The sequence below is a fragment of the Nostoc sp. CmiVER01 genome, from assembly GCF_034531135.2.
Lineage (GTDB): Bacteria > Cyanobacteriota > Cyanobacteriia > Cyanobacteriales > Nostocaceae > Nostoc.
This window is the reverse complement of sequence record NZ_JAVRBU020000009.1, coordinates 275,807-297,779: the sequence shown is the minus strand read 5'-3', so window position 1 is coordinate 297,779 and position 21,973 is coordinate 275,807. Positions and strand designations below refer to the sequence as shown.

Sequence of the window (21,973 nt, the reverse complement as noted above, 5' to 3'; positions counted from 1 at the left end):
ATTGATATGCAAATTAGATGTGTTTTAGCTTACCAGTCTTAACAGACAGGACATGCAGCAAGCTGCTTCTCTACGTTCCCTGCGGGAGGCTTACATATAGCGTGTAGCCGACAGACGCTGTGCGTAGCTTGCTTCTCCGTAGGAGTATGCATCTACCTTAAAAAACTAACTTTGGTAAAGTATTTTAGCTTTAACCCAAGGGTGTTGCTATCTGAGTAACTGTTTCATAGCCTTGATTTGTTGCTTTAACCAATCAAAAAATGATTCTGTAATGATTTGTTTAGTGCAACTGTTCATCTAGTTAGAGTTCAATGACTTATTTCACCAGAAAAGGTAAAGAAAGTCTTAACAGGGAACAAGAAGGAATTTTTAAACTTTAGCTGTGAGTCTGAAGCTCACTCAAAAAAAGATGTTTTTCGAGACATGTAGCGTAAGAATTGCGGTTTTCAAGTTTTCAATTCCACGTTTAAAAACTTGGGTTAGTACCAGTAGTGTTTGTGGGTAGTTATCCCTGCAACCCCTTGGCTGGTAGTAGGATTCGGAGTGGTAGCAGAAATAGCATTAACGAAACTTTCAGAGCGATTTGCTTCGGTTTGTACACCACCAATAACGCTGGTGAAGGTTCTGTTTCCAGTAGCATCAGCACTAACAACTAATTCAGCAACATTTCCTGTTAAACCAGCTAAGTTAGTGGTAATTGTGTTGGTGAAGTTTTCATTAACATTAGCTGTAACTGTCGGGGTTGCAGTGTAGGCGTTGGCGATGTTACTACCACGACCACCAAAAATTTCATCAAAGGAATTTCCCAAGTAGTTTAGATCAGAAATAATCATTTGAGTCTCTCCTGGAACTGAGAATTTTTTTGAGTTTTTTTGACATAAAATATTGTTACTTCCTGACGCTCAATTACTATACTTTATTCTTAAAAGAAAAACAATACTATTTTGAAAGTAGTCTGATTAAAATAATTAATCTATCAGACGAACAATTGTGAGAATTTGCATTAATTAAAATTATCAAAAATAGCAAACAAATCTAGGCACTGATTGAAATTATTACTGTCTACCAAGTTTTTTAACTATTTTAATTATTATTTATACGTAAAAATAATCTGTCTTCAGACGTATTGACAAGACTCTTAAATTAGAAAATTATTTAATTTTTAAGCAAACAATACTTAGATATATATTATTTTGTCAAGATATAGACATCTATCTTAAGTTAGAGAAAATATTTAGATGCGAAAAGATTTGGAATTTCATAACCTATTTAGTTTTGGTGAATGACATATCTGGCAATTCTTCCTGCGATCGCACATTTGTATCCAAGTCTATCTGAGTGATAATTTTCATTGCGTTGATTTGTTGCTTTAACCAATTAGAAAATGATTCTGTAATGATTTTTTGGCGCAATTGTTCATCTAATTGGGGTTGAATAATTTCTTCTACCCAAATTAAATTCACTCCCTTGGGAGTCGTAATCGGTTTGAGGGCATTTGGTGGTACAGCAGCAAATACAGCTGCTGCAATCTCTGGGCGAAAATCTTTGCGATATCGAAGTCCTTGATATCCATAAGCACGGCGGAGTTCTGGTTCTGGAATATATAAACGGGCAATTTCAGGAAAAGTGATTTCGCCTTCTTCTAAAGCATAAAAAAGTTCTAAAGCTAAGTCTCGATCCTCGAAAATGACTTCGTAGGTAACGGCGGCGACATAATCTAGCTGGTGTTCATAAAAGTGCTTTTCGAGTTGAGCAGAAAATAGATGATTTGCTAACTTCCGCGAAAGGATATTGTTGTAGGCTAATTCTTCAAACTCATTCACAGACAGGTGGTGTTTTTCTAGCCATGTCCAGGTGTCTTTAGCTTTAACAAGCTTCTTAGCAAACCTTAAGCTATCTCCTTCTTGCTGTAGTTCTTCTGGTGTGACTGTGATTCCCAACTCTTTGGCTGCTTCGGTAATAATGCTTTGCGATGCGATCGCTTCGACTACATCAGGTATCTGACAGGAAAGTTTGAGGCTGTGAATGATATCTGAACTAGAAATTGTCAGACTATGGGGCATAACACGATATCTCCAATAATTTAATTAAGGGCATTGGGCATTCTGACTAAATCTCTAAACCGCCTTTTTGCAGTTTCTTGAACGGATCTAAGACAAAATCAATCACGCGCCGTTGGCGAATGATCACTTCAGCATTTGCTGTCTGACCGGCACCTAATGGGATACGTTTGTTGCCATTTTCGACATACTGCTGATCTAAGGTGATTTCTAACTCATAGTTTTCAATGTTCCCTTGGGGAGTTTGGGTAATTTTCGAGTCAGGAGAGATCCAAGTAACTTTCCCTGGTACGATGCCATACTCCTGGAAGGGATAGGCATCAAACTTGACTTTAACTGGCATTCCTAGCTTCAAAAAACCACTATCCTGATTAGGCATATTAGCTCTGAGTATGAAGTCTGCATTCTTGGGTGCGACTTGGGCAATCCTTTGACCGAGTTGTACTACTGCTCCCGGCTTCGTGGTGGGTAATTCAAAAATCACCCCATTAAGTGGCGATCGCACCACTCGTTGCTGTATCTGAACTTTTATAGATGTAATCTGGCTTCTAGTCTGAGCGATTTCTGATTGTACTGCTGTTATTTGCGCTTCTAGGTCTTTTAGCTGTTCCTGATTTTTCATTACAGCCAGTTCCCCGGCTTGCATCAAACTTTTATAACTACTTTGTTCCTCTTGCAGTCGGAGTTTTGCTTGTTTGATATCAGATTCCAACGTATTGATAGTTACTTGATAATTATTTAGCTCTTGGGTTAAACGCAATTGAGCTTGTTTAATATCTGATACAGACTTTTTATAAAGTCGTTTGCTTTCTTGTTCTTGTTTTTTGAGTTCATCAATTTGGGTATCAGAAACTGCCCCATCATGAACGAGTTTGCTAAAACGTTGAACTTGCTTAGAATCTATACTCAAACGGCTTTTAGCCGATTCTTGATCGTCTCGATTGGTAGAAATTTGCTGCTGTGCTTGCTTAACTAATGCTTGCTTTTCTAACTTTTGGAGGTTATAGCTACTCAGTTTGGCATCCAGGTTTTGCTGCGCCTGGTTAACTTGAGCCATTTTTTCTAATTCTTGGGATTTATTTTGTTGCTCTAAGAGGTTAGTTGAAATTAAGAGTTGATTTTTGAGCAGTTCTAATTGCGATCGCTGATTTTGTAGCCCTTGCAATTTACTCTGGACTTGTTGTAGTTCTGTTTGCAAAACTTCAGACTCTAGTTCTACTAGAACTTGGCCGGCTCTAACTGTATCTCCTTCTTTGACCATAACTGCTTTGACAGTCCCACCAGCTTGAGCGTCTAATTTTTGAGTTGCCCCTTTAGGTTCTATACGTCCTCTAGCACTACCAGTCTCATCTACTTTCGAGAGAGTTGCCCAAGGTAAGAACAAACCAGCAAATGCTATGAGTACATACAACAAACCACGAGTCCAAATCCGAGGTAAAGCATTGAGTAATGCTTCAGTACCGTAGTACAAATCTTGACTGTCATTTTCTACCTCTGTCTGCTCGTTAGACTCTACAGATTCCTCTTGCTGTGTGTGATTTTGATACTTATCTATCTGATCTTGAGGAAGTGGGGATGATCTATTGGGAGATGGCATAGTTTTAGTTCCGATAATAGTAAGTGGGGAGTAGGGAGTGGGGGAGCAGGGGGGCAGGGGGGCAGAGGGGACAAGGGGACAAGGTGACAAAAGTTTAGAACTTCCAACAAGTCTTTCCCAATGCCCAATATTCCATCTCAACTGACTTGAGTCAGTTGTTGTTGATTCAGGTAGTAATAATGACCTTTTTTAGCGATTAATTCGTCGTGAGTACCGCTTTCTACCAAAACGCCTTGATCTAAAACTAGAATCAAATCAGCGTTGCGGACTGTAGAGAGGCGATGGGCAATGATTACACTTGTGCGTCCTTGAAGAATTGTTTTGAGGTTGTTTTGAATAATTCGTTCTGATTCAGAATCTAGGTGGCTGGTGGCTTCATCAAACAGTAATAACCGAGGATTTCCGAGCAAAGCACGAGCGATCGCTAGGCGTTGGCGTTGTCCACCAGAAAGCATACCGCCGCCTTCACCAATTTCGGATTCGTAACCCATCGGTAGTTTTTGAATAAATTCATCGGCTCCAGCGTATTTTGCTGCTTGGATAATTTCTTCTAAAGAGGCATTTGGATGAGCGATCGCAATGTTTTCCCGAATAGTCCCACCAAAGAGAAAGGTATCTTGGTCTACAACGCCGATTTGAGAACGGAGCGATCGCAACGAAATACTAGTGATGTCACGACCATCAATGAGTACTTTGCCATCTGTTGGTGGATATAAACCCAAAATCAATTTACTTAGAGTTGTTTTTCCAGAACCACTGCGCCCCACCACTGCAACCATCTGTTCCGGCTGGATTTCAAAGTTAAGATTTTCTAAGACGTTAGTCTCACTTTCTGAGTGATAGCGAAAGGTGACATTATGAAAGTTAATGTGACCGCGCAGCTTACCCAACGCCTTCCGGGGTTTAGTTGCTAAGTTTTCTTCTGGTTCCGCTTCCAACACATCATTTATGCGTTCGGTGGAAATCACGATTTCTTGCAATTGATTCCACAGCATAGATAGCCTCTGGAAAGGACTCAAGACGTTACCCACCAACATATTGAAAGCAACTAATTGTCCAATCGTTAGTTCGCCATTAATTACCTGGGTCGCTCCATACCATAGCAATGCAGTATTTACAAAAGTTTGGATAACGCCACTAATAATTTGCAGATGATTTCCAATTATTTGAGCATTAAAGCCTTTTTTGACCAAATCATTCAGTAGTTCCTCCCAACGCCAGCGCACAGTCTGTTCAATTGACAATGAGCGGACGGTACGAATTCCATTTAGGGATTCTATAAGATAGCTTTGCTCTTTAGCGCCTGCATTAAAAACTTCTCTGGAGATGCGGCGCAAAATACTTGTGCTAGCCAGCGCCAAGATAAAAAATGGTGGTATAGTACATAGCACGAATAATGACATCCGCCAGCTATAAGAGAACATCAAGGCCAAATAAACCACCAATGTCAGCATATCCAACAAGATGGAGAGTGTTTGACCGGTGAGGAATTGCTGAATCTTTTGGTTTTCTTGGATACGTGAGACTATATCCCCAACAAAACGCGACTCAAAATAAGAAAGAGGCAAGCGGAAGGTATGTTTGATAAAACCTACGAGTAAGGCGATACTAACGCGGTTAGCAGTATGAAATAGAAGATATTGCCGTACAGCGTTGACAGCCACACCAAATAACCCAAAAATAATCATCCCCAAACCAATAGCGTTTAGGGTTGTAACGCTACGTTGCACAAGTACTCTATCGAGCAACAACTGAGTGAATACTGGTGTTATCAGTCCAAATAATTGGATTAATACCGAAGCTATAAAGATTTCTAATAGTGTCCGATAGTGAGGTTTGATTAACTCAAAAAATTTCCAGAAGCTTGTACTTTCGTTTTTAGTATTTTGTAATAAAGCTGTAGGTTCCAGTAACAATGCATAACCACTCCAACCTGCTTGAAATCCAGCTTTTGTCAGGCTGCGTTGACCAAGAGCCGGATCGCATACAATCACCCGCTTAGGAGTGATTTCATAGACAACGATGAAGTGGTTGCCTTTCCAGTGGACAATTGCAGGTAAAGGTTGTTCTGCTAATTTATCAAGAGTGGCTTTCACCGGACGGGTGGCAAAACCCAAGTTTTCTGCTGCTGCTGCCATAGCCTTTAGAGATGCACCACTGCGGTTGACGTTGGTCATATCCCGCAGGCGATTGATACTAAAATGCTTGCCCCAATAGTTACCAATCATCACCAAGCAAGCAGAGCCACAATCGGCAGCGCTTTGTTGTGCATAGAAGGGATAGCTCTTAGTCAGGCGTCTCCACCAATGCCCCACTTGCACCTGTGGACTGGGAAAGTAAAAACGTGCTTTTTTTGGTTGTTGTGACTGCTGATCTTGTTGGGGAAAAGGAATGATTTTGGATTTTGGAGATTGGGAAGTTTTTTCCCTACTTTTTACTACAGACGGGATTAATCGCGTCTCTCCCGACTCCCCACTCCCTAGTCCCCAATTCCCTAACTCCGGCAAGTATTCTAGTGCTGTTTGCCAATAGTCCTTTTTCAGAATGTAAGCAATTGTTGGTTGAGTTGCCTGCCAATTACCTTGTTTTGGTTGGGCAAAGATTCTGCCTGGTGTCAAAAAATGACCTTCAGAATGCCGCAGTTGGCCTCTGTACAATAGCCATAACTCAGAATCTTGCGATACTTGCGTAGTTAGACCAGTTTCTAAATGCTGTCGCTCAAAGAGAGATAAAGCTTTGAGCATCCCTGGTACAAGTGAAGTATGGCACGGTAATTGTGAGGTTTGGCGACATAACAATAGTAAATCCCAAAGTTCTGCACGGGCAAAAAGGCGATCGCGAATATTAGGATACTTATCTATCAATGTTTGCAATGCATCTTGCTTAAAATAGCCAAGCTTTAAGTTTGTCGAAGCTCTGACTACATAAGGATTAAAGTCAGCTTCAGGAAAAAGAGTCAATTCACCGAAAACAGACCATGCACCAAAGGTAGTGATTAAATTCTCAGAGCTATCTAACAGTCGGACTTTACCTGTAAGGATAATATAGATACCAGGATTCGTCTGTGCAGATTGCCAGAACTGCTTTGCTAGTGGTGGCTCCACAATTTCCATTGTTGCCAAGAAGTTTTGTAATTCTTTGTCTGAAAGCTTTGCACCCAAGGTGTACAAGAGCCTTTCGCCTACATCTTCCCTAGAAAGCACGGGTGGCATTTTCTAACCTCCAAGACGAAATTTAGCTATTGGTCTAAATTGAAAAAATTAACAATAAGTATTCGTTGATACTTTTTTATTGTGCGAAGAAACTCTAAACTTCCTAGAAGAAAAGAGTTTTTTTGATCAAAAGGTATTTTTATTTAACAATTACTAATGTGAATGCTATGTTTTTTAGCTAGATGTTTGCCTAACCAAGCCTTAATGTTCGCAAAGCATCAACCCTTGAGGTGTCTTCGGACGCGACAAGATTCATGCTTTTAGCAAAAGGTTGAAAAATAATTTTGAAGTAAAGCATCTACACCTTTGCCAAGCAAGGTATTAAAATCAATTTAGTAGGTTATGCTTCAGTCTACAGCCCGTAGCCTTTAAGATTAAAAAGCTGGCTTTGGGCAGGCTACAGTCAAAAAGTGAGAAAAACTATAAAGTACATCATGATTTCTTGAGATTTTACTAGTCAATAAAAATCTCACTTCAACAATATTGCTTGGCTTGTTTAGAAGCTACTAAACTCAATCTTTTTACAGTCATGTTTAGTCTCTTTAAACACCTATTTAAACAAGTACATTAAATTTATTACACCTCCTAGAACGGAATTAGTGCGAGTGGTTAAAATGGTTTTGCGAGAAACATATTTACATTAAGTGGGTAAGAAAATTTATAACTTATGTGTCCTCGCGTTCGCCCCTGGCGTTCCCGTTGGCGCAGCCTCTCGTAGATAAGGGTACGCAACAAAGCCAAGCAATGACAAGAGCTTAAAGCTTTTTGTATTTAGTTACATAGTTAGGTTTATTTATGTCTACCTACTTAGCTTACACTGATTAACTTAAAGTTTGAATATGTTTATGCCTATTTTCGTGTAAATTTTTTGAAATATTACATAAAGAAGAAATCTTAGCAAAAAAAATATAATTTTCAGTCATTTATACATTAAATCTTTAAATAAATAGACCACATAGTATGATGCAAGTTATAACAGCGCATAATATTCCCGGTTCGGTCATTTTGTCGGGAGATAAAAACAAAGTCTACCAATGATAAAAGACTGGTCGCCAGTTATACCAATTCGCTTTTTCGCCCATTCGCAATTAAGAAACTTAGATGCAGTAAGACTTTCGTGATTTATATCTGTTTAGTAAAACTGTCATTCAGAAGGCAGAAGTGCGTTATTGCAGGGTGTTACAGAGAGGTTAGGTGCTGCACGGCTATTAAAAACTAAGGGATACAATGTTACGGTATTGGAAGCTAGCGATCGCGTTGGTGGTCGGCACAGAAAGAGTATACTTTGCTGGCGGGGCTTAACATCCAACCAATCCAGCTACTGTGCATGGCCTTTTTTGGTCTGGTGAGCAAGCCGTATGCGCTCTAGAACAACAATTCAATTAGCTTAACTAACTGGACTTAAACATTACAAATTACGAATTAGTATAAGATTGTTTTGGCAGTAGCGATCGCCTGCTCCACACTCTCCACAATATAAACATTCTCTGTTGATAGCTTTTTAAAGAAAATCTTACTTTCTTCATCATTAGTCAACAAAATTACTTGCTTATTTCCTTTCAAAGCTAAGGCGACTTCTGAAGCAGTTCCTGCACCCATACCGCAGGCAATTACCACATCACTAGTGAGAACATTAATATTATTTCTAGCATTTCCCATGTCTGTGAAAATAGCAATATCTACTGAAGAAGAAATACTATCTTGATTATCGCTAGGAAGAATACCAATAGTTAAACCCTCAGCAGATTTTGCACCTTTACTTACTGCATCCATTACACCTACATTTCTACCACCTGTGAGTAAAATCCATCCTTGTTTGGCAATAAGTTGACCTAGTGTATAAGCATTTTGTAAATCATTTACTGTCGCATTTTTTCCAGGCCCCATCACCCCAACGATAATTTTTCTCATAGAATTTCAATTTCTAACAGCATTTTATAAGTAGTTGCTCTTACTAGAGCAATTACTATATGGGTATAGCTATTCTTACTAGATAATTGTAAAATTTGATGTAATGATAAAATAAATTAATTCTTTTCACAAAATATAAATTAGCTTATCTTCGGCTGTATCCGTCTCTCACTTATGCCTTAAAATGATTATCATTACTATATAAATGAACATTTAATTTCCTGAAAATTTTATCTAGTCTAAGGTTTTGGAGTTTACCTGATCCTGGCTTCTAAGTTAATTATTTGTTTTTTGCATAAAACACAAAATTTGAGGTGAATAGTATTGTATGGTTTTATGGGATTTTTTCAGTTTGTAGTAGAGAATATTCCTGCTGTTACGAGCGCTTGGGGATTCTCTATATAAATAAACTGTGTCAAATAAAAGTGATTTCAACTCTCTGGAATCCTATTTAGTCACACTGAAACTATAACTCAACGTTAATCAACAAAGGATTGATATGCGCTTACCTATTGCTATTGGTGCAATCTTAGTAGCATTTTTGAGTTTGAACGCTCCAGTAATGTCTGTGCCTCCTACGAATGGAGCAAAAGCAGAGATTAATAACTCGAACTTAACACAGCTAAGAATTAATCGCCAATTGTGGAACCAGAAAAAAATTAACAACTATCGCTATACACTTAGCAATAATTGTTTTTGTCTTCCCGATTTTAGAGGGCCAGTAATCATTGAAGTACGTAACGGCATCACAAAATCTATCACGAATGCTCAAACTGGTAAGCGAGTAGATCCAAAGCTATTACAACAATATAGTACAACTTCTAAACTCTTTACTTTGATTCGGAATACAATTAATAGTGGAGAATCCGAGTTAACTGTAGTGTACAACCCACAACTTGGTTATCCAACCCAAATTAATATCGGTAATCTAGCTGCCGATGCTGGAGTATTTACTACAATTAGCAATTTTGAAGTACTTTATTAGGGTTCATACATAAAGCGATGACACTGTTTTTGACAATCCAATAAATCCCCACTAAGAAAATTTCATAACTCTGTTTGTTAATGACATGTCTCCTTGCCCCTAATCCCCAGAGGGGGCCCCGAATTCCCCGCAACCACGGAGGGATTGAGAGGTGGATTAAAAGTTTGAACTTAAGTTGATACCAATGAACCTGATATTACTTCTACAAAATAACAAAAGCAACCCCCCTAAATATTTGCTGATGGAAAACTAGTTAAATTAAGGGGCAGGTTGTTATATTTCAATATTTTTGATTTTGCTGCCCCAACTTTTAGATAGAAAATGGCTGAACTAGCCTTTTTCGACAAATCAATAATTTTCTATTACTATTATATGAATGTTTTCGTTAGCTATATTTACTTGATTTGTTGCAGATTACTAATTATAATGAATATTTCATCATCAGTTTTTTGCTTATCATAATCAATGTTAATTTGAGTAGGATAGCCAAGTGTCGGGTTATATTGTACAGTCAAATTGTCTGCTCTTTGAATGAACGCATTTCTAATGATATTAAAGAGTTTAGGAATTGTATTGTATTTTTCAAATAACCCTGTATCTACTGGATTTTTACTATATTTATAAGTAATGGAAGTGGTGACTCCATTACGCACTTCAATAATCACTGGTTCTGTGGCTTTGGGGAAACAGAAGCAACTTCTAGTAAATTCATAGCGATAGTTATAGATTCTTTTATTTCTCCATAATCGAGAATTAGTCTTAAATTGTTCTAAAGCGAAACTATTAGACGCTGGTTTTTGAGCTACCTGTATAGGAGGTTGAGATATTACAGGTGTACTCAAACCTAGAGACGCGACTAAAATGGCAGTAATTGCAATTGGTAAGCGCATATAAATCCATCCTTAACTTGAATTTTTTAGTAGTTTAACTTCTTAAGAGTTTAACGTGCTTCAAGACCATTGCCAAAAAAATGAAATTATTTTTGACACTCATCTAGACAGACTGCGATCGCATTCAACACGGCAAAATATCTAACTTTTTGTATTTAATTTTAATATCGTTGTCTGATCCTATGTAAATTAAGGGTTATAGGTTTCCATTTTGCCCAGCTTCTATCCAAGATTATTGTATATAAAAATATGCTAGAAACTAAATCAAGTCCTCATACACATACAAACACATCAACTAAAGCTGATACCTTAGCCGCGTCTGTTATCTCCTCTTCTAATCCTCAAGAAATCTACGATGTTGTAGTAGTTGGTGCTGGGCCTGTTGGGTTAGCAACTGCTATTGGCTTACGTAAACGTGGTATTGAAAATGTCCTTGTCATCGATCAAACTCGCGCCTTTCGTCAAGTTGGACAAACAGTGGATCTTCTCCCCAATGGATTACAAGCTCTCAAATACTTAGATCCTAATGCTTACGAAGAAGTCAAAAAAACTGGACTTGGCTTATTGAATCCCAAGCAGTCGAATGACCACGAAACTGTAGAATCTGTTCAAAAGCAACAACCTGCAAAGGTTTCACCTCAATGGATTTATAAAAATTTACAGGGGAAGATAATTAATTCAATTTCGCTTAGTTTTGATGACTGGTTTAAAGAATATGGCGAGGGTCGAGTGTCAATTTCTTGGTATAATTTGCAGACAGCCCTCAGACAGCTAATTTCAGAAGACCGAGTTAAAGCTAATCACCGTTGTATTAATGTTGTGAATGAGCCGGAAAAAGGTTGTATCCGCATAGATTGTGTAGGTGACACACGAATAGAAACCAACCCCTACGCGTATTGGGCAGAGGGGCAGAAAAATAATGATATACAGCCCCAAAACTCAGATATTACCTCCCAAGAATTAGAAACAAAATCGATTAAAGCTAAATTAGTTGTTGCAGCAGACGGGATTAATTCTACAGTTCGTAGGCTGCTTTACACAGATACTCAATATCATGATTTTGCCCGACCTGAATACTCTGGGTTTGCAGCTATATTTTGTAGAGAAATATCTGAAGTACAAAAGGAACTATGCACGAAACTAGAAGAAGATTTCTTTCAAAACTCACCACTTGTAACAATCACTAATGATGAAATATCTGAAAACTCTGTTTGTATAAATAACATCAGGATAATATTATTTCGCAGACCAACGGGTGAACTTGGGTACATAATACATCTTGCTTTGCCTTTAGACTCATTGCAAGGAAAGTCTGGAAGTTCTTTAATTGACTTAGCTTTGCAGGAATTGGAGAAAGCAGGTTTTCCTGATGCGCTCAAGCAATTAGTGCGTATATCTCCTTTTGACAAGATGCAGCAGCGTCCATACTACATTCACCGCGCTACTATTTCGGATTCTCTACAAGTTTCTAACCCAATTGACCTTAATACTGAAGCTGATCCTGCCAAAATTCCACCAGCCTGGAGTATGGGGCGAATCGTATTAGTTGGCGATGCAGCACATGGAATGCCTCCCTTCATGGCTCAAGGAGCTAATCAAGGATTTGAAGATGCATTAGTAGTTACAACACTCATCACTAAAATTGCTGAGGAGAATAACTGGGATGATCTCCAAGCTATAGCCAAAGCCTTTGAGAAATATGAGTGTCTTCGTCGCCCTTTGATGGCATACGTGCAACAGGCAACATTAAAGCGATCGCCCCACTCATCAGACAAAGAATGGCAGGAGTACACCCAACAAGTGTATCGCCGCAATTACGACCAAGTAATAAAGGCGCTGTAGTTTACCGTCTGGGAAAAATTTTTATTACAATGCAGATGTCCACTAGGCGGCGTGCTGTCTATCCACGTAAATCCAGAAGATAATCGATGAGTAATCAACTAAAAGACTACAATCCTAGCGGCATCGGTGAAGTAAATGGCAACCTCTTGGGTTTGCCCTGCGATTATGAGTCTGCAAACCTGATTGTCTTTGGTGTGCCGTGGGAAGTCACTGTTTCTTATGGCGCAGGCACTGTTAATGGTCCACAACGAATTCTCGATGCTTCGACTCAACTAGATTTGTTCGATTTTGATAACCCTGATGGTTGGAAGCAGGGAATTTTCATGGTGGAAATTCCCCAAGATATTTTAGAGAAAAATACATATTACCGCGCTTTGGCAGCAAAAATTATTGAACGATTAGCCCAAGGTAAAGAACTCTCAGATACACCAGATTTAACACCTGTTCTCAGAGAAATTAATCAAGTTTGTCAACAGGTAAATCAATGGCTGTTTGAAAATTGCCAGCAAGCAATTAATAATGGTAAGCGAGTTGCAGTCATTGGTGGGGATCACAGTTCGCCGTTAGGTTATTTCCAAGCATTAGCAGCTAAGTACACAAACTATGGCATTTTGCACCTTGATGCCCACGCAGATTTACGTGATGCGTATGAGGGATTTGAGTTTTCTCATGCATCTATTATGTTTAATGCGATGAAAATACCGCAAATTTCCAAGCTAGTGCAGGTAGCTTTGCGCGATATTAGTCATGATGAAGTGCAAATGATTGACCAATCTGATAGTCGCATTATTGCATATTACGACCCAGCCATTAAACAAAAGCTTTACTCTGGAACAACTTGGATTGATTTATGCCGAGAAATTATCAGTCATTTACCTGAGTTTGTTTACATTAGCTTTGATGCAGATGGTCTAGATCCCAAACTTTGTCCAAGTACAGGTACTCCTGTTCCAGGTGGGTTGGAATTAGAGCAAACATTTTGTCTATTCCGGGAATTAGTCAATAGTGGGAGAAAAATTATTGGTTTTGATATCTGCGAAGTCGGTGATGGTGAGTGGGATGGTAATGTTGGAGCGCGGGTAGTTTACAAGCTGGCAAATTTAATGGATTTATCTCAGCAGAAAATATAAAAGATAGAAATTGTAGCAGAGTGGGAATGATACTAAACTCATGGCGATGACTACAGCAACTCTTTGGTTTCTCACTCTCGAAGAATTCCCCAATAGACTTCTTGCATAAGTCGGGAAAAGGGGAAGGTGGGGCCCCCTCTGAGGATAAGGGGCGGGGGGAAGGGGAAAAACTTCTGTATCGTCCTTTTCCCCTTTAACATGAACCCTTTTCCCCAAGAGTGCAAAAAGCACTTTTGCCAAGAGGTCTAATATGTATGGATGGGGTTCTCTCCCCAGCAAGAAGTACCCCCTGGCGCTTTTGCGAGTAAGTCGCAGACTTCTTCATCCGTAGTTTGGGGAAAGTTTTCGTACCAAAGACCAACGCTTTGGAAAGGGCTAGGTGTCAAGATACAAACAATTTTATCTACCTTAGCTTCTAACTCATGACAAGTTTCGGGTGCGCCGACAGGTACAGCAATCACAATCTGAGCGGGTTGCTGCTTTCGCACAGCCACCACAGCAGCCCACATAGTTGAACCCGTGGCTAAACCATCATCTACTAAAATAATCGTGTGTCCTTGTAAATTTGGCAAGGGGCGATTTGAACGATAAAGCCGTTCTCGCCGCTCTAACTCCCGTTCTTCTTGCACTGCCACCCTAGCAATTACTTCATCGGATATCTTCACCAAGCTGATTATATATTCATTGACTATCCGCACTCCACCAGAAGCGATCGCTCCCATAGCTAGTTCTTCTTGAGCGGGCACACCCAATTTACGTACCACCAAAACATCTATTGGAGCATTTAATGCTTTGGCAATTTCAAAGGCAACAGGTACACCACCCCTTGGTAGCCCTAATACCAAAACATCTGGGCGGTTAGTATAAGCGGCTAACTTCTTAGCCAAAACTTGACCTGCAAACTTCCGGTCTTTGAATTGCATGATGTGGCACTCCTGATTAGTTTACAAAAAAATTAAGTGTTTACATGGTTTTGCCCTTGACTTTTTTTAGTTCTGAACTGATTTTAGAAAGCTAACAATTCCGTGCCCTCTGACTAACGAAGCGACATCTTCAATTTACAGTTCTATCAAACGGATGAGTTAATCTTTACAGAGGAAGATTTTCGCATTTTGGGCTGCTCCCATTTCGCTACTCCCCACTCTACACCCGCCCCGAAATGGTTTAGCAACGGAAAAAGCTTACTATAAGCGACAGTAAACCAGTTGCTAGTTAACTTTTTCCCACTTCCCAATGTTTATTGTTAAGCTTATACTGAGCAGTTTTTTAACTTTATATTAAAATATAATTACTTAACTATCGGAAGATGCCAAAATCTATGAATACAGTGATAATTACAATTTTAATTTGCCAATTGCTTCTTTATGCTTGCATTATCTTTTACTTACATGATTTTAGTACTACCTTTACATTATCCTTTAATTATTAAGTGTGGGATAATACAGAATATCCTATATCCTTAGAAGATAATACGTAGTATTATGATTGATATTAAACAAAAACCTTAGGGAAATTACTGCTTTAACACTTTTGAATAAAAGTACACAGGGTAAAATAACTGAATATTGGTCAGATATTTTTAAAATTCAAAGTAGGATTTTTTTTATGATCAGCTTAAGTAATTCGGAAAACGGCGCTAACAGCACAGCAGCCACTAAAAGGCTGGCAAGGTCAATAATGGTTTCAGGTGGGGAGTTCTCACTGATATTAGCTTGTTGTAACAGTATTGAAAGGCAGCAGCAAGTGCTGAATGTGTTAACAGAATTTTCATCAACAGATATCCACGAAATCCTGCTTTCACCTGCAACTAACACATTGTATACAGCTATTACAACTGCGATTGGTGCTACTCAACCCGAAGCTTTGATGGTACGGGGTTTAGAATCTGTAATAGAAATTAACCAACTAATCATCAGTACCAATATTATGCGAAATCAGTTTCGGAAAGAGTTCCAGTTTCCGTTGGTGTTGTGGATCAATGATGAAATTCTGCGTAAGCTAGTTTGGCTAGCACCCGATTTAAAAGACTGGGCAGCTAGTACTATTAGATTTGATGTACCTCAAAATCAGTTCGTTGAAGCTGAACAACAAGCGATTAGCGCTTAATATTGCCTGAGATTACTTGCAAAATCTTGTATCCGGTAAGTTTGAGTTGAGCAAAATCTCCACTACGGTTCTATAGTATTCTTTATCTAAAATTACTTTTATTGAACTCTCGCTTACGAAAGTGAGGCAAAAGTATTGCAAGCTTTTCTCGCAACCTATTTTACCAGCTAGAGGTGTAGGTTATCTTTTCCAAAAAACTTCTCATCATAGGACTTACGCAAAAAAACCTCAAACTCTTATTCCTCTGCTTCCTCTGTGGTTCGATTTTCCGTTACCTGTGTGTAAATCCTAATTTAACGAAGTCTGAAGGTTCTAAATTCTTACTTGATTGCCGTAGCGCTATAGGGCATTTTGATTAAGTGTATTTTTATCCAAAATTTGTATAAAGCGTATTTCAGGTAAATGAAGTACACGGCTAGGGTGACAAAACTTTGTGCCCATTACGATTATCTATACTTCACCAAGTTTACAATCTGCTGTATAACGCTTTCCGCATGGGTAAGCTACAGAAAGAATAATTAACCAGAGATGAACACAGATACTCGTAGAGACACGCAAATGGTGTGTCCCTAATTCAAATGAGAATCGCTATAAGGAACAAACAATCACTACATCAACGTCTGTCTTTATATCTGTTTTAGAAGACAGGTACTAAATTAATTCTAACTTATGAAATTTTAGAATTCTATACTCTATTATATATTATTGGCTAGATAATATTTATGAGTTCTATAACTCTTTACTAAATCTTACTATGAAATTAATGTTGAAAGACTACTTTAACCCCAATCAAGCCCGAATTTTCACTATTTTGATTTTGACTGGAATTTTGTTTGTTCCTAGCAGTTTAACATTTATCAAAAGTGCTACAGGCGCTACTGCAAAGTTATCGCTAGAAACAAGCAATGAAATTTTCAAAGACAATATTAAACTAAACCATTTGCCACGTCCAGTAGCTAACGCAGTCCTGCAAGATTTAGACCGTAACAATGAGCGATCGCTACGTTTAGCTTTAGCAAACAATCTACAAAATAAATTACCCACATCTGTAAAAAATGCTGTTTTGCAAGCCGCCTCCAAACGTTTGCAACAGCCAATTTCTCAGCTAAGAATCATTGAATTTCAACAGCAAACTTGGAAAAATGGCTGTTTAGAATTAGCTAATGCTGATGAATTCTGTACCGAAGCTTTGGTACCAGGTTGGCGAGTGGTTGTAGGCAAAGATGAACAAACCTTGGTTTATCATACCAATCAAACAGGTTCCACACTCAGGCTAAATGAAAAGGCTAGCTCAAGTCCACTAACCCCGGTACGAATTCCAGCCAGCGAGTTACCACCACCATTAGCTGGACATATAGTATTTCGGCAAATTTCCAGTGGTGGTTTTGCTGGTAGAACTTACGAGACTGTTTTACTCAAAGATGGACAATTGATTCGGGTGCGGATTGGTGATGCAAATGATTCTGAGCGTAGTGTTCGCCGCGTTTCTGTGCAACAGGTGCAACAATTTGTGCGATCGCTAGAACGTTTTCAATTTAGTAAATTCAAGAATCTGAGTTACCCAGCCCCCAGTGGTTCTGCTGACTTTATCACTTATACTCTTACAAGCCTTGAGGGTACGGTTCAGTATAACGATATTTCTCGAAATAACCTACCAAAGAATTTACAAGCATCAGTCAAAGCCTGGAATGATCTCATAGCTAGCGCCAAATAAGAAACCTGTGTATGAATAGTGATTGTTTTAGCGCTTACAATCGAAACGATCGCTATTCATGCTGATTGCTCATAATTTGATCATGTTTGTAACCAAATGATAAAAAGGTTTATAAAGTGGTGTGTTGAGTTTCATTCTTGGTGGAATATTCACCAAAGCAGAAAATCTCTTTTTTTTGCCGTTATAGCTAGCTTGAGTGTAGTTGCTACGGTGATGCTATCGTTCCCTTTAAACGCTCAAATTAATCTGCCGCAAACGCCAAAATCTGAGTTAAGGGGAGTGTGGTTAACAAATATTGATAGTGATGTGTTATTTGAGCGCGATCGCCTCAAGGGATCTTTGCAACGCCTTGATGAACTCAATTTTAACACCATATATCCGGCGGTTTGGAATTGGGGATATACATTGTATCCTAGCAAAGTTGCAGCCAAAGTTATTGGGCGATCGCTCGATCCCACACCGGGATTAAAAGGGCGAGATATGCTGAAAGAAATTGTCGATGTGGGACATCAAAAAGGCTTAACAGTAATTCCCTGGTTTGAATTTGGCTTCATGGCACCAGCAGATTCTCTATTAGCTAAAAATCGTCCCCAATGGCTCACCAGTCGCAGCGATGGAACTAGGATTGTCAAAGAAGGCATATATAATCGCGTTTGGCTAAATCCCTTTCGCCCAGAAGTACAACAGTTTATTCAAGATTTAATCGTTGAAATTGTTAGAAACTATAATATCGATGGTATTCAAGTTGATGACCATTTTGGCTTACCATCAGAATTAGGTTACGATGCCTATACAGTGGCACTTTACAAAAAAGAACACGGTGGTAAAGCTCCCTCGAAAAACCCTCAAGATCCAGAATGGGTACGCTGGAGAGCTAATAAAATCACCGAGTTTATGAAGCGGGTATTTACAGCTATTAAAGCTAATAAAAAAGATTGCTTGGTTTCCGTTGCTCCTAATCCTCAACGTTTTTCCTATGACTTCTCTTTAGCAGACTGGCAGAAGTGGGAACGGATGGGAATTATTGAAGACTTAGTTTTGCAGATATATCGTGATGACTTGAATGTTTTTATCAGCGAATTAGAGTATCCAGAAGTGAAAGCAGCCAAGAGCCATATTCCTGTGAGTATAGGCATTTTGGCTGGGTTAAAAAATCGATCTGTGCCAATGCAGCAGATTCAGACACAAGTGCAAAAAGTACGCGATCGCAATTTCGCTGGAGTCTCTTTCTTTTTCTATGAAACCCTCTGGAACATGAGCAAAGAAAAGCCCCAAGAGCGTCAAACTGCCTTCCAGAAAATTTTCCCCACACCAACGGCTTACCCGAATTTACTAGCAGGTTGGAAACCGTAGAAATGTGGGGAGTGAGGAGTGGGGAGATGGGCAGAATTCTTCCAACTCTTGTACAGACGCGATTAATCGCGTCTCTCTATCCTATTCCCAAACGCCCAGCCAAGCCGGGAGTTAAGGGTAGAAGCGTAGTAATCATCAAGAATAGAGCCAAAAGCCCTAAAGCGGCTCTAGCATCATCGGGTTCAGTGATTTCATTCAAACTGGGGCGTTCTTGATCCCGTTGCAAGAAGAAAATCACGATCGCCCAGTACATGGCTAGAGTATTACCGAGAGACACTAGCGCTAGTAAAATTAAAGTTGCTACTGTTGCTCGTCCTGCGGTTTTGCGTCCATAAATCGCCTGAACAATGCGTCCACCATCAAGTTGTCCGGCGGGCATTAAGTTCAAAGCGTTAATTACTAACCCCAGCCAACCAATTATCACTAAGGGATGAACACTTACTAGGGATGATTGCAACGCCGAACCGAGGACAACTCGCGCCAAGCTTCCCACCAAAATTGACCCTTGGAAAAACTGATTTGGCAATTGAAATAAACTACCCGGGCCAGAAAGCACCAAGCCCGTCACCAGCATTAACAAAGAAACAATACCACCTGCGGCTGGCCCTGCCAAGGCGATATCAAATAATACCTTGCGGTTGGGCAATAGAGACTCAAAGCGGGTAATTGCACCAAAAGAACCAATTTGCACAGCCGGCAGAAAGAAAGGCCAGCTAAGGCGAATTTGGTGACGCCGAGCAAGTAACCAATGACCGATTTCGTGAGCTACTAAAATCGCAAATATCCCAGTGCCTATGGGCAAAGCTTCTTGAAATCGCCCTGGATTGTCAAAGAAATCAAAATTCAGCAGTAATCCCGCAGCTTCTAAACTCGTGGCAATGGTCGCTATCAACAGAATACCTGCAAAAGCTTTTTGCGATAAGCTAATCGGCCGGGGATCATTGCGACTCGGCAGAACGATTACCACTGGTTTGCCGTCTGTATTTTCGACTAAAAACAGGCGATATTGATCGCCAAGGCGTTGCTGTAAACTTGCAGTTAGACGGTTGTGAGTCTCTTCTGGTTCTCCCCGCAAATTACCTTTGAAAATGGCTCCATCTTGGTAAGCGATGGTTTCTGTAGCAAAAAACGTATCGATACCGAAAATTCTTTTAACTGCATTCAAGTCTTCTTCTGGTATCGGTGGGATCTCCGGTTTCAGTTCTGCTACTTTTGGTTGTGGGGAATTTGCTTCAAGTGAGGAAACAGCAGCAAGTCTTTCTGTGGCGCGTTGCTTGAGGATGGCATCTTGCCCAGCTTGGCGTAACTGTCTGCCCAAGTAGATGTACAATCCGGCGGAAGTTACCACTAAGAACAATATACCCGCTATATTGATATAAATCCCTGCGGCAAACAATCCAAAAAACAGGAGCCAGGGAGTCATCAACACCACCGACTGTAACCAGGCTAAGATTCCCAGTTTACCAAAAGGTCTGGCGCGATAAAAGCCCCAGCCCAAAATGCCTAAAGCTACCAGTAGGATTGCCGCCAGGATAGAAGTTTCTGATAAAGTAAACATCTCCAAACCTTTGCTATTGAGACTAAGCCAGAACAAGTCCGGTATTGCAGATACACTTATTAATGTATAACGCCGCCTGTAATCTGCCCAAATTATCCTGCTTTGGGTGGGCTACTAGACATCTGGTGAAATTAATTATGCGTTACCTGAAACCCTTGTAGAGACGTTGCAATGCAACGTCTCTACATTCATTGCATTGCAACGTCAAAACAATTCATTTTCGGAGATGTCTACTGTGTACACACAAATCTTTTAAAGTTACTGCTTAACATAGGGTAGGTTAATCTTTGCAGGTCGATGCAACAAAGGTGCAGGTCGATGTAACAAAAGTGCAGGTCGATGTAACAAAGGTGCAGGTCGATGTAACAAAGGTGCAGGTCAATGCAACAAAGGTGCAGGTCGATGCAACAAAGGTGCAGGTCAAGAGACTTGTGTGTACAGCGTAGCTTTACTACGGGAGGGCTGCTCTTAAGAAGTCGGGGATCTGGCAGCCCTTCAAATGAGTAGGTTAAGAGTTCAAACTGTATTTAAGCGAAGTATTCTTCTAAGTCCAATAAAGAATTTCAGCATTTGGAAAGCGCCTACTAATCTCACCCTCAAAAAAGCTACGCAACGCCTTCATTGTGTCTTTTTCATAAACGTATTTAGTCCCGCCAAACTTATTACGCTTGACGCTGCGTTTTGCCTCATCCATCTCTAATTTGGATTGCGGATACCAAGTTTGTAACACTTCTTTTGACCCAGGTGTAAACCGATGAGAGATTAACTCAAAGGTAAGGTTACAGTCAAAATCTAGTGCCTCGTTTATCTGGTCAAACAAACGACTATAGTGTATCTGCCAATCGTCTATCGGCATAATTGGCGCGATCACCAAACCTATTGGATAACCTCCACCGCCACGCTCTTGTGGTAGCGCCAACCGTCGTAACGCATTCAGTCTAGATGCTACGGATGCCGTGCCACCTTCAAACTTCCCAGAAATTGGTGCTGCATTAACACTCATCCGACAGCGAGTATTCCCATTGTGCGGTAAGTCGAGTAATCCATCCACAGCATCAAACTTCGATACCCAACGTAGATGTGCATTGCTACGAGTGCCAAAGTAACGGATACATTCGGCAAGACTTCCAGTTAAATGCTCAATACCCAATGGGTCTGTGTAACAGCTAACTTCAAAACTTGTGTTTTTACCCTGTTGCTCGTAGTTAGCTAAGTTCTCTAATATCTGCGGTAAATTGGCAAAAGCGCGGATGACAGGTGGCCCCGACAGGCTACCCGCTAGGTAGCAGTATTGACAGTGAGCTGGACAACCTTCGGCAAGGTGAAACTGCCAATCCGCAGAGGGTGGGATGGGACTCAATTTAAAAGAACTGGGTGGTGCAGTAACTACCGCTAAGGTACGCTTGGCGATGTTGTAAGTATCCCGCTCAGATTCACCGCGCAGACCCTTCAGACGGTTCTGTGATAGTTCTTCTATTGGTAAGTTGAGTGACTGCACACGTTTAAGAATCTGCTGCCCCCAATCCTCATCTAGGGCAGCAGGTGTAAACAGTACCCGTTCAGGTATCCACAACCTTGGTGATCTTGTTTGTGTCTCTAATACTGAAACTTGGTC

The 21,973-nt window shown here is 40.0% G+C and carries 17 protein-coding genes; 8 read left to right on the top strand and 9 right to left on the bottom strand.

The window, feature by feature from the left end:
* Positions 1 to 479: 479 nt before the first annotated feature.
* From RMZ43_RS17550 to RMZ43_RS17535, 4 genes are all read right to left on the bottom strand, one after another.
* Positions 480 to 833 (bottom strand): hypothetical protein, encoded by a 354-nt coding sequence (locus RMZ43_RS17550; protein ID WP_322656122.1) that lies wholly within the window; start codon positions 831 to 833, stop codon positions 480 to 482.
* Between the two features lie 432 nt (positions 834 to 1,265).
* Positions 1,266 to 2,063 (bottom strand): peptidylprolyl isomerase, encoded by a 798-nt coding sequence (locus RMZ43_RS17545; RefSeq protein WP_322656121.1) that lies wholly within the window; start codon positions 2,061 to 2,063, stop codon positions 1,266 to 1,268.
* A 46-nt stretch (positions 2,064 to 2,109) separates the two neighbouring features.
* On the bottom strand, positions 2,110 to 3,657 hold the full coding sequence (locus RMZ43_RS17540; protein ID WP_322656120.1) for an HlyD family efflux transporter periplasmic adaptor subunit: 1,548 nt from the start codon (positions 3,655 to 3,657) through the stop codon (positions 2,110 to 2,112).
* Positions 3,658 to 3,794: 137 nt separating this feature from the next.
* Positions 3,795 to 6,869 (bottom strand): peptidase domain-containing ABC transporter, encoded by a 3,075-nt coding sequence (locus RMZ43_RS17535; protein ID WP_322656119.1) that lies wholly within the window; start codon positions 6,867 to 6,869, stop codon positions 3,795 to 3,797.
* A 1,169-nt stretch (positions 6,870 to 8,038) separates the two neighbouring features.
* On the opposite strand from RMZ43_RS17535, the gene RMZ43_RS17530 reads away from it, so the two are divergent.
* The gene (locus tag RMZ43_RS17530; RefSeq protein ID WP_416212473.1) at positions 8,039 to 8,218 is read left to right on the top strand and encodes an FAD-dependent oxidoreductase; all 180 of its coding nucleotides are present in this window, start codon (positions 8,039 to 8,041) and stop codon (positions 8,216 to 8,218) included.
* 73 nt (positions 8,219 to 8,291) lie between these two features.
* Here the strand turns inward: RMZ43_RS17530 and RMZ43_RS17525 are convergent, their stop codons facing one another.
* On the bottom strand, positions 8,292 to 8,780 hold the full coding sequence (locus tag RMZ43_RS17525) for a TIGR00725 family protein (RefSeq protein ID WP_322656118.1): 489 nt from the start codon (positions 8,778 to 8,780) through the stop codon (positions 8,292 to 8,294).
* Between the two features lie 499 nt (positions 8,781 to 9,279).
* On the opposite strand from RMZ43_RS17525, the gene RMZ43_RS17520 reads away from it, so the two are divergent.
* A complete protein-coding gene (locus tag RMZ43_RS17520) occupies positions 9,280 to 9,765 on the top strand; it encodes a DUF6174 domain-containing protein (protein ID WP_322647313.1) in 486 nt (161 codons plus the stop codon).
* Positions 9,766 to 10,160: 395 nt separating this feature from the next.
* Here RMZ43_RS17520 and RMZ43_RS17515 read toward each other — a convergent pair whose 3' ends face one another.
* Entirely contained in the window at positions 10,161 to 10,655 is a 495-nt protein-coding gene (locus tag RMZ43_RS17515; protein ID WP_322656117.1) for a DUF6174 domain-containing protein, read from the bottom strand.
* Between the two features lie 249 nt (positions 10,656 to 10,904).
* Here RMZ43_RS17515 and RMZ43_RS17510 point away from each other — a divergent pair, with 249 nt between their 5' ends.
* Both RMZ43_RS17510 and speB read left to right on the top strand, forming a co-directional pair.
* Positions 10,905 to 12,497 carry an FAD-dependent oxidoreductase gene (locus tag RMZ43_RS17510; protein WP_322656116.1) on the top strand — a complete coding sequence of 531 codons (1,593 nt, stop codon included), beginning with the start codon at positions 10,905 to 10,907 and terminating at the stop codon, positions 12,495 to 12,497.
* 86 nt (positions 12,498 to 12,583) lie between these two features.
* Positions 12,584 to 13,627 carry an agmatinase SpeB gene (speB, locus tag RMZ43_RS17505; RefSeq protein WP_322656115.1) on the top strand — a complete coding sequence of 348 codons (1,044 nt, stop codon included), beginning with the start codon at positions 12,584 to 12,586 and terminating at the stop codon, positions 13,625 to 13,627.
* 245 nt (positions 13,628 to 13,872) lie between these two features.
* On the opposite strand, the gene RMZ43_RS17500 is transcribed toward speB, so the two are convergent.
* A complete protein-coding gene (locus tag RMZ43_RS17500; RefSeq protein WP_322656114.1) occupies positions 13,873 to 14,550 on the bottom strand; it encodes a phosphoribosyltransferase in 678 nt (225 codons plus the stop codon).
* A gap of 682 nt (positions 14,551 to 15,232) precedes the next feature.
* On the opposite strand from RMZ43_RS17500, the gene RMZ43_RS17495 reads away from it, so the two are divergent.
* The 3 genes from RMZ43_RS17495 (at position 15,233) to RMZ43_RS17485 (ending at position 18,800) form a co-directional block, all read left to right on the top strand.
* Complete coding sequence (locus RMZ43_RS17495; RefSeq protein WP_322656113.1) at positions 15,233 to 15,733, top strand: hypothetical protein; 501 nt, start codon at positions 15,233 to 15,235, stop codon at positions 15,731 to 15,733.
* A 754-nt stretch (positions 15,734 to 16,487) separates the two neighbouring features.
* On the top strand, positions 16,488 to 17,447 hold the full coding sequence (locus RMZ43_RS17490; protein ID WP_322656112.1) for a hypothetical protein: 960 nt from the start codon (positions 16,488 to 16,490) through the stop codon (positions 17,445 to 17,447).
* Between the two features lie 96 nt (positions 17,448 to 17,543).
* Positions 17,544 to 18,800, top strand: coding sequence for a glycoside hydrolase family 10 protein (locus RMZ43_RS17485; protein ID WP_322656111.1), 1,257 nt, complete (start codon positions 17,544 to 17,546; stop codon positions 18,798 to 18,800).
* A gap of 76 nt (positions 18,801 to 18,876) precedes the next feature.
* Here RMZ43_RS17485 and RMZ43_RS17480 read toward each other — a convergent pair whose 3' ends face one another.
* Positions 18,877 to 20,358 (bottom strand): site-2 protease family protein, encoded by a 1,482-nt coding sequence (locus tag RMZ43_RS17480; protein ID WP_322656110.1) that lies wholly within the window; start codon positions 20,356 to 20,358, stop codon positions 18,877 to 18,879.
* A gap of 287 nt (positions 20,359 to 20,645) precedes the next feature.
* Here RMZ43_RS17480 and RMZ43_RS17475 point away from each other — a divergent pair, with 287 nt between their 5' ends.
* The gene (locus tag RMZ43_RS17475) at positions 20,646 to 20,804 is read left to right on the top strand and encodes a hypothetical protein (RefSeq protein WP_322656109.1); all 159 of its coding nucleotides are present in this window, start codon (positions 20,646 to 20,648) and stop codon (positions 20,802 to 20,804) included.
* 98 nt (positions 20,805 to 20,902) lie between these two features.
* Here RMZ43_RS17475 and RMZ43_RS17470 read toward each other — a convergent pair whose 3' ends face one another.
* Entirely contained in the window at positions 20,903 to 21,925 is a 1,023-nt protein-coding gene (locus tag RMZ43_RS17470; RefSeq protein WP_322656127.1) for a spore photoproduct lyase family protein, read from the bottom strand.
* Positions 21,926 to 21,973 lie beyond the last annotated feature (48 nt).

What these genes read in the sequence shown, in the direction of transcription:
- RMZ43_RS17550 (WP_322656122.1), bottom strand. Translation starts at nt 833, where the DNA reads ATGATTATTTCTGATCTAAACTACTTGGGAAATTCCTTTGATGAAATT.
- RMZ43_RS17545 (WP_322656121.1), bottom strand. Translation starts at nt 2,063, where the DNA reads ATGCCCCATAGTCTGACAATTTCTAGTTCAGATATCATTCACAGCCTC.
- RMZ43_RS17540 (WP_322656120.1), bottom strand. Translation starts at nt 3,657, where the DNA reads ATGCCATCTCCCAATAGATCATCCCCACTTCCTCAAGATCAGATAGAT.
- RMZ43_RS17535 (WP_322656119.1), bottom strand. Translation starts at nt 6,869, where the DNA reads ATGCCACCCGTGCTTTCTAGGGAAGATGTAGGCGAAAGGCTCTTGTAC.
- RMZ43_RS17525 (WP_322656118.1), bottom strand. Translation starts at nt 8,780, where the DNA reads ATGAGAAAAATTATCGTTGGGGTGATGGGGCCTGGAAAAAATGCGACA.
- RMZ43_RS17520 (WP_322647313.1), top strand. Translation starts at nt 9,280, where the DNA reads ATGCGCTTACCTATTGCTATTGGTGCAATCTTAGTAGCATTTTTGAGT.
- RMZ43_RS17515 (WP_322656117.1), bottom strand. Translation starts at nt 10,655, where the DNA reads ATGCGCTTACCAATTGCAATTACTGCCATTTTAGTCGCGTCTCTAGGT.
- RMZ43_RS17510 (WP_322656116.1), top strand. Translation starts at nt 10,905, where the DNA reads ATGCTAGAAACTAAATCAAGTCCTCATACACATACAAACACATCAACT.
- speB (WP_322656115.1), top strand. Translation starts at nt 12,584, where the DNA reads ATGAGTAATCAACTAAAAGACTACAATCCTAGCGGCATCGGTGAAGTA.
- RMZ43_RS17500 (WP_322656114.1), bottom strand. Translation starts at nt 14,550, where the DNA reads ATGCAATTCAAAGACCGGAAGTTTGCAGGTCAAGTTTTGGCTAAGAAG.
- RMZ43_RS17495 (WP_322656113.1), top strand. Translation starts at nt 15,233, where the DNA reads ATGATCAGCTTAAGTAATTCGGAAAACGGCGCTAACAGCACAGCAGCC.
- RMZ43_RS17490 (WP_322656112.1), top strand. Translation starts at nt 16,488, where the DNA reads ATGAAATTAATGTTGAAAGACTACTTTAACCCCAATCAAGCCCGAATT.
- RMZ43_RS17485 (WP_322656111.1), top strand. Translation starts at nt 17,544, where the DNA reads ATGATAAAAAGGTTTATAAAGTGGTGTGTTGAGTTTCATTCTTGGTGG.
- RMZ43_RS17480 (WP_322656110.1), bottom strand. Translation starts at nt 20,358, where the DNA reads ATGTTTACTTTATCAGAAACTTCTATCCTGGCGGCAATCCTACTGGTA.